Source organism: Halanaerobium sp. ST460_2HS_T2 (genome assembly GCF_003337665.1).
GTDB classification, from domain to species: Bacteria; Bacillota; Halanaerobiia; order Halanaerobiales; family Halanaerobiaceae; genus Halanaerobium; species Halanaerobium kushneri.
Window position 1 is genome coordinate 1 of sequence record NZ_QPJF01000086.1, and the last position, 1,064, is coordinate 1,064.

Below are 1,064 nucleotides of genomic sequence, written 5' to 3' on the forward strand. Positions count from 1 at the left end.
GAAAATATCTCAAAACGTTCTTCTTTTTCATACATCTTCTCCACTGATGGGTCTATAGTCCTGACCATAATTCTGGGTACATCAAAATTAACCCTTGCCATCTGTGAGACAAGATAGTTAATCTGATCATTGCCAGTACTAACTATTAAAAGGTCAGCAGATTCTATTTTACCTTCAATCAAAACATCACTTTCCGCTGCATCCCCCTCTATTTCAAAACCGGAAAAGTCAACCGGCAGCAGAGCAAATGAATCTGGATTCTGCTCTATAACAACAACTTCGTTACCAGAACGAGAAAGTTTTCCAGCAAGCAGAGAACCCGTGCGGCCGCAGCCTACAATAACAATAAACATCTATTCTTCCTCCTCGTCATCTCCAAAGTTAACATCATCTAAGTCAATGGAGCCCATACTTTCTCCTGCCCTTTCAATGTTTTCATTTGCCGGTTTATAGCCAGGATCAAGTGCCAGAGCAGCTCTGTACATTTTCATTGCTTCTCCCTGCTTATGCTGCATCTCATAAATAATACCGAGCAGGTTAAATGGTTCAGGCTTTTCAGAGTCAAGAGAAGTGGCCTGCTGCAGCATTTCTTTTGCCTTTGAGAAGTCTCGTTTATTAATTGCATTTTTAGCAAGCATAATATATTCTTCAAAACTTTCTACTTCTTTTTCACTATTTTCAACCTTATAGCGTTCAAATACATCCTGAACAATATTAATAATTTCTTCTGGCTTAAATGGTTTACGCAGATAATCAACAGCCCCTAACTTTAGAGTTTCAACTGCTGTTTCTACACTACCATATCCTGTAATCATTATTACCTTTGTCTCAATTTCTTTATTTGTTACTTCTTTTAAAAACTGGATGCCATCCATTCCCGGCATTTTCATATCAAGCAGTACAACCGGGATTTCTTCTTCTTTTAATTTTGCCAGTCCATCCTCTCCATTAACAGCTGTTTCAACTTCATAGTCTGCATTCGAAAGAGCTTTCTTTAAAGTCAAACGAATATTCTTTTCATCATCAACAACCAGTACTTTATTTTTCATTATTATCTTCCTCCT

At 37.6% G+C, this 1,064-nt stretch carries 2 protein-coding genes; both read right to left on the minus strand.

Going from position 1 to position 1,064, the window contains the following annotated elements; genetic code table 11:
* A partial coding sequence (locus DFR80_RS15150; RefSeq protein ID WP_147270207.1) for a TrkA family potassium uptake protein occupies nucleotides 1-353 on the minus strand: 353 nt, incomplete at its 3' end.
* Nucleotides 354-1,049, minus strand: a complete 696-nt coding sequence (locus DFR80_RS15155) for a response regulator (protein ID WP_076544500.1) — start codon at nucleotides 1,047-1,049, stop codon at nucleotides 354-356. It lies immediately after the preceding gene.
* Nucleotides 1,050-1,064 lie beyond the last annotated feature (15 nt).